This is a genomic window from Microbacterium wangyouchuni, assembly GCF_054072595.1.
In genome coordinates this window covers 345,689-352,852 of record NZ_JBSVRM010000005.1, presented here as the reverse complement: position 1 = coordinate 352,852, position 7,164 = coordinate 345,689, and the positions used below count along the sequence as shown (strand labels likewise).

The 7,164-nt window shown below is 64.3% G+C and carries 6 protein-coding genes; 2 read left to right on the top strand and 4 right to left on the bottom strand.

The annotated features are described in order from the left end of the window. Positions 1–480: 480 nt before the first annotated feature. A complete protein-coding gene (locus ACW5CM_RS11275; RefSeq protein WP_457125042.1) occupies positions 481–1,785 on the top strand; it encodes a CoA transferase in 1,305 nt (434 codons plus the stop codon). Here ACW5CM_RS11275 and ACW5CM_RS11270 read toward each other — a convergent pair. The 3 genes from ACW5CM_RS11270 to ACW5CM_RS11260 are packed head-to-tail and all read right to left on the bottom strand — an operon-like array spanning position 1,736 to position 5,053. Continuing rightward, on the bottom strand, positions 1,736–2,545 hold the full coding sequence (locus ACW5CM_RS11270) for a DUF4184 family protein (RefSeq protein ID WP_457125041.1): 810 nt from the start codon (positions 2,543–2,545) through the stop codon (positions 1,736–1,738). The genes ACW5CM_RS11275 and ACW5CM_RS11270 overlap by 50 nt on opposite strands. A 3-nt stretch (positions 2,546–2,548) precedes the next feature. Further along, a complete protein-coding gene (tyrS, locus tag ACW5CM_RS11265) occupies positions 2,549–3,832 on the bottom strand; it encodes a tyrosine--tRNA ligase (protein WP_457125040.1) in 1,284 nt (427 codons plus the stop codon). A gap of 54 nt (positions 3,833–3,886) precedes the next feature. Next, positions 3,887–5,053: an ATP-binding protein gene (locus tag ACW5CM_RS11260; RefSeq protein ID WP_457125039.1), complete on the bottom strand. Its 1,167-nt coding sequence runs from the start codon at positions 5,051–5,053 to the stop codon at positions 3,887–3,889. Positions 5,054–5,145: 92 nt separating this feature from the next. Here ACW5CM_RS11260 and ACW5CM_RS11255 point away from each other — a divergent pair, with 92 nt between their 5' ends. Further along, the gene (locus ACW5CM_RS11255) at positions 5,146–5,721 is read left to right on the top strand and encodes a DUF1349 domain-containing protein (protein ID WP_438255221.1); all 576 of its coding nucleotides are present in this window, start codon (positions 5,146–5,148) and stop codon (positions 5,719–5,721) included. Between the two features lie 9 nt (positions 5,722–5,730). On the opposite strand, the gene argH is transcribed toward ACW5CM_RS11255, so the two are convergent. Then, positions 5,731–7,161 carry an argininosuccinate lyase gene (gene argH, locus ACW5CM_RS11250; protein ID WP_438255220.1) on the bottom strand — a complete coding sequence of 477 codons (1,431 nt, stop codon included), beginning with the start codon at positions 7,159–7,161 and terminating at the stop codon, positions 5,731–5,733. Positions 7,162–7,164 lie beyond the last annotated feature (3 nt).

Here is a 7,164-nt window from a genome sequence, read left to right as displayed (position 1 = left end):
CTCAAGGATCGGATGCTCCCCCGACCCAGTCATCACAACCAGGCCCGAAGGGCAACTTCTCTATCTTATCCGTGCCGTTCAGCTTGTCAAATCGACACGCCGTAAGGCCCAGATTTCGAGATGTTATCGGAAGCGCTGATGCGCTTCGAGACAACTTCTCTATCTTACCCCGTGGCATCCGCTTGTCAAATCGGCGACTCGAGCGAACTCGACGCGATCTGTGGAACCACAGAGCATCCCGCTTCAGCGTCTCACCGAGGTGATCTTCTGAGTTGGGATGTGGTTTGCCACTTGAGGGGAGCTGGGCCTTGGCCCTGTCTCAACCCTGTGGGGCGAACAAGTAATAACTTACGCGGGATCTGAAGGTCGGGCAAATCACGGCAGCTCCCCGGGCGTGTCCGAGCGGACGTTGGAACGCTTCTCCCCAGGTCACGCCCATTTTCTTGCTCCGATCCGTTCGCTGAGGCGTACGATCGTGCCATGGATTCGCTCCCTACCAGCGCGGAGACTGGGGCATTCCCTCGGCGAGAAGTCCCTCTCCCTTCTCGTCTTGCGACCGGAGATCTGGCATGGGCCAGTGTCGCCGCGGTTCTGCACTGCGCCGGCATCAGTCGTGCTCCGCAGCTTGACCCCGATCGCATCGCGATGGCGTACCGCAGCGACCGGCTGTTCCGCATCGATGGTGAGCAGCCAACCGTGTGGTCGCCATTCTCCGGTTTCTGGCAGACGAAGAACGGCTGGGTACGCACCCATGGCAACTATCCGCATCATGCCCGCGCCCTCTGCCTCGGTCTTGACCTGACTGAGGGTGCGAGTGCCGATGATCTGCGATCGACGCTCGCTACGGCATCCGTTCAAGAATCCGTCGAACGCATCACCCGCGCAGGAGGCTTGGCCGTCGCTGTCGCCCGCGAGAATCCGCAGTACGACGCGGCACTGCGATCGCGACCCCTCGTCGAGATCCGTCGCATTGGCAACGAGGCACCGACAAGACCCAAGGCACCGTCAAGGCCCAGGGCGTCGAGATTAACCTCCGAAACAGCAGCTCAGGCAGCACCGCTGGTCGGCATCCGCGTTCTCGACCTCACGCGTGCCATTGCCGGCCCGGTCTGCACTCGCACTCTCGCTCTGCTGGGTGCCGATGTTCTGCGCATCGATCCTCCTCACATTCCGGAGCCGGAATGGCAGCACCTCGATACCGGCCACGGCAAGCGGACAACTCTTCTTGACGCACGATCCGAACAGATGACCGCACTGCTCGAGGAAGCGGATGTCGTTGTGCTCGGCTACCGCCCGGCAGCCCTTGCACGCCTCGGGCTCTCCCCCGGCCAACTCGGCGAGCGATATCCCGGGCTGATCATCGTGCAGTTGAGCGCGTGGGAGCTGGATCAACCAGACCGCGCGGGCTTCGACAGCCTCGTGCAAGCGGAATCCGGAATCGCACTGATCGAATCGGCCGACGGTGAAGTTCCCGGCGCACTTCCTGCGCAGGCTCTCGATCACAGCGCCGGCTATCTGCTGGCGTCCGCCGTGTGCGCAGTGGTAGATCGGCGCGTTCACGAAGGAGGAACGTGGCACATCACCACGTCATTGCGTCGCATCGCCGCCGAGCTGCTCGGAATGCCGAGGCGTGATGCCCCTGAACGAGAACGAGAGATCGACCCGGCCATGCACACTCAGAATTTCAGTGTTGATGGCCACGCGCTCATCACTGCTGCGCCGGTGCTGCCCGGGTTCAGCTTCGCGCCGCCCCGGCCGTGGGGCCGCGACGCGCCACAGTGGTGAGGACCACACACAGGGCGAGAGTGAGCATCGCCCAGAACCCACACGCTGGTGGCAGCACACGGTAAGCGAGGTGCCGGATCGTGAATTCCGCGGTGAAGGGCCCGAACACGACGTAGCCAATCACCCATGATCCGATGAGGATGACGGGGAGCGAAATCCACCAGGCCACGCGCACCCAGTGGGGAAGCATCTGCCTCACCACGCCTCCCGGTTTGGTTCGACGTAACCAGAGCAGCGCCCAGATCGCGATGATCAACAGCCCGACGATACTCGAACCATGCTGCAGCCATTTGAAACCCTGCAGCGGTCCCCACTGATCGGCAAGAACAGGGAGAAGTTCGCTCCCCAGCCGCTCCTCGTGCGTGAACATGTCCCACACAATGTGCGAGAGCACTCCCAGCAGCACCGAAACTGCGAGCAGCAGTGGATAGCTACGACGCTCCCCCATGCCGACGGCCCGCCGAACAGCATCCCACCCGCCGCTCGACCATTCCTCGGGCAGCCGTTCGGCAAGCCACGTCGGTGACAGCTCCGCAACAGCCGGCCGGAGCAATACCCGCCACACCAGGAAGAGTACGAGCGCGAGGAGCGCGGTCCATACGAGATTCGCGATGGTGTGCGTGAAGGTGTAGGTGACCCCCACGCCGCGCAGGAACAACGGCAGATCAGGGGTCATCGCCCCGATCGCGATGGCCGCCGGCACCAGCGGCGTACGCACAAAAGGAAGTGCGATGACCGCGTGGCTCGGGGTGAACGGCATGCTCTAGCTGAGAAAGACGCCTGCGAGTGTCTTCTTTCCGCGTCGCAGAACCGAGACACCGCCGGGAAGGGTTCCGGTGACGACGGCCGCCTCGTCCTCGATCTTCACGCCGTCGAGCGAGACACCACCCTGCTTGATCGCGCGGCGTGCCTCAGACAGGCTCGTCACCAAACCAGTGGCGACCAGTGAGTCCACGACAGGACTTCCCGCTTCGACCATTGCGTGCGGGAGCTCATCCAGCGCACTGCGCAGAGTCGAGGCATCCAGCGCGGTCAGATCGCCCTGGCCGAACAACGCCTCCGATGCCGCGATGACAGCTGCCGTTGCGTCCGACCCATGGACGGTCGCAACCACTTCAAGCGCAAGACGCTTCTGCGCGGCGCGGCGGAACGGCTCGCTCTCGACGAGCACCGCGTACTCCTCGATCTCTGCCTTCGTGAGGAACGTGAAGACTTTGAGACGCTCGATCACGTCGGCATCCGCGGTACTCAGCCAGAACTGGTACATCCGGTAGGGGCTGCACATCTCCGCATCCAGCCAGATCGCGTTGCCCTCGCTCTTACCGAACTTGGTTCCGTCACTGTTCGTGATCAGAGGCGTGCCGATCGCATGCGCCGATGTGCCTTCCACACGACGGATCAGATCGGTGCCACTGGTGAGGTTTCCCCACTGGTCGCTTCCCCCGGTCTGCAGCACGCAGCCGTACTGGCGGTACAGCTCCAGGAAATCCATGCCCTGCAGGATCTGGTAGCTGAACTCGGTGTAGCTGATGCCGGCATCGGAGTTCAGGCGCGCAGCGACAGCATCCTTCTTCAGCATCGTGCCAACACGGTAGTGCTTGCCGATCTCGCGCAGGAAGTCGATCGCGCTCATCGGCGCGGTCCAGTCGAGGTTGTTGACGATGCGGGCGGCGTTGTCGCCGTCGAAGCTCAAGTAGCGCTCGACCTGGGCGCGCAGACGCCCGACCCACTCGGCGACGGTCTCCGGCGTATTCAGAGTGCGCTCTGCCGTCGGCCGAGGATCACCGATGAGTCCGGTGGATCCGCCGACGAGGCCGAGCGGCTTGTGGCCGGCAAGCTGGATGCGACGCAGCGTCAGTAATTGCACGAGATTACCCAGGTGCAGGCTCGGCGCGGTCGGATCGAATCCGCAGTAATACGTGATCGGGTCCCCGCCGAGAAGGGCGCGCAGCGCCTCCTGGTCAGTGGACACGTGGATGAGGCCACGCCAGACGAGTTCGTCCCACACGTTCTCGAACGCGGGGTCGATCGCCACGGGGGCAGTCATCAGATCAGTATTGGACACGCGTTCCAGATTATCAGCGCGGGCGAAGCATCTCGGTCACCGCGGGTCGTCTTCGAGTTCGCGGATGTAGCCGGCGAATCCGGGCACCGGGATCGTCACCCGCCCGTGCCCCTCCGAATGGATCAAACCTTTCGCGATGAGTCGGGCGCGCACCGAGGAAAGGCTGCGCGAGCTCACCTCGAGCACATCCGCCAGATCGGCTCTGTCTACCTGGGCGTTCTTCTCCTGCAGCCACGCGACGGCGATGAGGAACCGTCGCTGATTCGGCGTCGTGTTCGCCCAGCGTGCGGCGAAGAGGTTGCGCAGATCACGATCGACACTCGTGCGCGCTTTCTTGACATCGTCCTGGGTGATCGTGCCGCCGGCATCCGGTCTTCCGGCGGCGATCCAAGCGGCATCGCCGTAGAGCTGCACGGCGTAGGGGTAGCCGGCAGCGAGCTGCGCGGCCAGTTCCAGAGCATCCGGTTCCCACTCGACCTGCAGTTCGCTTGCCGGATCGCGCAGCGCTGCCACCTGCGCACCGACCGACAGCATCTCCAGCGGACGGTAGGCGAAGCGTTCGCTGAAGGTGACAGCATCCGCAATCTGCTCGGGCGCGTTGGGGAGGCCCGCCGCATGCACGGCCGCGGGAATACTCGGATGCTCCGCCTGCAGATGCTGCCAAGCGTAGGCCAGGGTTCGGATGCCGTCGGCATCAGCCGACTGCACCTCATCGATGAACAGGACGAGAGCCTTCACACGCTTGCGATCCTCGGTAGTCGCGTGGATCAGCTTCTCGAGTGCGCGGGCACCGACACGGTCGGTGGTCGTCGAGGATTTGGTCTTCGCGCTGACCGATGCAATGCCGGGAACCGCGAGGGTGACGGTGAGCTCGTCAAGGTGTTCACGGATCGTCTTGGCGGCGGCCTGCGGCCAGCTGCTCGTGGCTTCACGGATGCCCTCGATGATCTGTGCGATCAGGCCGTCCGGCTCCCCCGCTGTGATCCAGATGCACAGGACCTCGCGTTCCTCAGCGAGACGCTGATACGCGCGCAGCAGCGAGGTTTTACCGATACCGCGTTCCCCGAACGCCACGTGGATGCGTCCGATCAATCGCTGCAGATCCACCATGAGCGAGAGGCGTTCGGTGAACTCCTCGATCAGCTCACCGCGCCCCGGAACTGCGCGGGCGATCTCACCGGGCGTATACGGGCTGGGTTGCACAAGAACCTCCGAGATACTTCTGGATACTTAGCGGCAAGTATCTCAATGTATCCGCACGGCGGCAAGAGCATCTTCCCGCTATGGTGACGAGCATGATCGCTTGGAACGAGGGGCGTTGGACCACCCCGCCCGCTGAAACTGCCACGCTCGACAACGGTGTACTGCAGGTCACTGCCGTCGAGGGAAGCGACGCCTGGCGCCACACCGCTTACGGTTTCGTGCACGACAGTGCCCACGCGTTGCTGGCGCCATTCGCCGTGGGAGACGCGATGGAGGTCACCTTTAACGCGGAGTGGACCGGCGAGTTCGATCAGGCCGGGGTGTTCGTGCAGATCGACGACGAGCACTGGATGAAGGCCGGGGTTGAGTTCGCCGATGGTCATCTCGGGCTCGGCGCCGTGGTCACGAACATCCGCTCGGATTGGTCGGTCGGCTACATAGATGAATGGCAGAGCGCCGAGATCACGGTGCGCGTCAGCCGCTGGAAAGATGCGCTGATTGTGCGTGCTCGGGCCGACGCCGGTCAGTGGCGGCTCGTGCGCGTGGCACCGTTCGACGGGGATGCCGTGGCATCCGCCGGTCCGTTCCTCGCAGCGCCCACCAACGCGGCACTCTCGGTGCGGTTTACCCGCTGGGAGCACAGCGCAGCGGACGCCACGCTGCACTGACCGCCGGTATTACAGTCCGAGCTGGTGTGCCGCTGCCTGAGTACGGGCGACGAGCTCGGCACGCTGCTCGGCCACACGCACGGGCGCGGTTCCGCCGGCACCAGTACGCGACGCCACGGAACCTTCGATGCTGAGCACCTCACGCACCTCAGGCTTCAGGTGCGGTGAGACCTGCGCGAGCAGGTCGTCGGTAGCATCCTCGAGGCCGATCCCCTGAGACTCGCATGCTTTGACCAGGGCACCGGAGATCTCATGGGCGTCACGGAACGGAACCCGCTGCTTGACCAGCCACTCGGCGACGTCCGTCGCCAAGGAGAAGCCCTGCGGGGCAAGCTCTGCCATCCGCGCAGTGTCGAAGGTGAGTGTTGCGATCATGCCGGCGAAGGCGGGCAGGACGACCTCGAGTGTGTTCACCGAGTCGAAGACCGGCTCTTTGTCCTCCTGCAGGTCGCGGTTGTACGCGATCGGCAGGCCCTTGAGCGTCGCCATGAGGCCGGTCAGATTTCCGATCAGCCGGCCCGACTTGCCGCGCGCGAGCTCGGCAATATCAGGGTTCTTCTTCTGCGGCATGATGCTCGAGCCAGTCGAGTAACTGTCATCCAGCGTGACAAAACCGAACTCACGCGTGTTCCAGAGGATGATCTCCTCACTGAGCCGGGACAGGTCAACGCCGATCATCGCCGTGATGAAGGCGAACTCCGCCACGACATCGCGTGCAGCCGTGCCATCAAGCGAATTCTCCGCCGGGCGGTCAAGGCCCAGTTCACGCGCAACGAGTTCAGGATCGAGCCCCAGCGTGGAACCTGCCAACGCCCCACCGCCGTAGGGCGACACTCCGGCGCGACGGCGCCAGTCGACGAGGCGCTCCAGCTCGCGCACCAGCGGCCAGGCGTGCGCCTGCAGGTGATGGGCGAGCAGCACCGGCTGCGCATGCTGCAGGTGCGTGCGGCCGGGGAGGATGGCGTCGGGATGAGCTTCGGCCTGCGCCACCAGGGCGTCGATGACGCGCAGGATGTCGCGGGCGATGACCTTGGCGTGGTCGATCAGGTACATCCGCACGAGTGTGGCGATCTGGTCGTTGCGGCTGCGTCCGGCGCGGAGTCGTCCGCCCAGTTCCGCGCCGAGCTCGGCGATCAGCGCCTGCTCGAGTGCGCCGTGCACGTCTTCGTCAGAAGGTGCGGGCACCAGAGTTCCGTCGGCGACCTTGCGTGCCACAGCGTCCAAGCCCGCATGCATCTGTTGCTCTTCGTCGGGTTCTAGATAGCCCGCTGCAGCGAGTGCCTTGGCATGCGCGTGAGATCCGGCGATGTCGTAGGGCGCAAGGATCCAGTCGAAGTGCGTCGAGCGGCTGAGTTCGACCAGCTCCGGTGCGGGTCCGCTTGCGAATCGTGCGCCCCACAGCGCGCCCTCGTTTGTACCGTCGTGCTTCGCCTCGCTCATTCC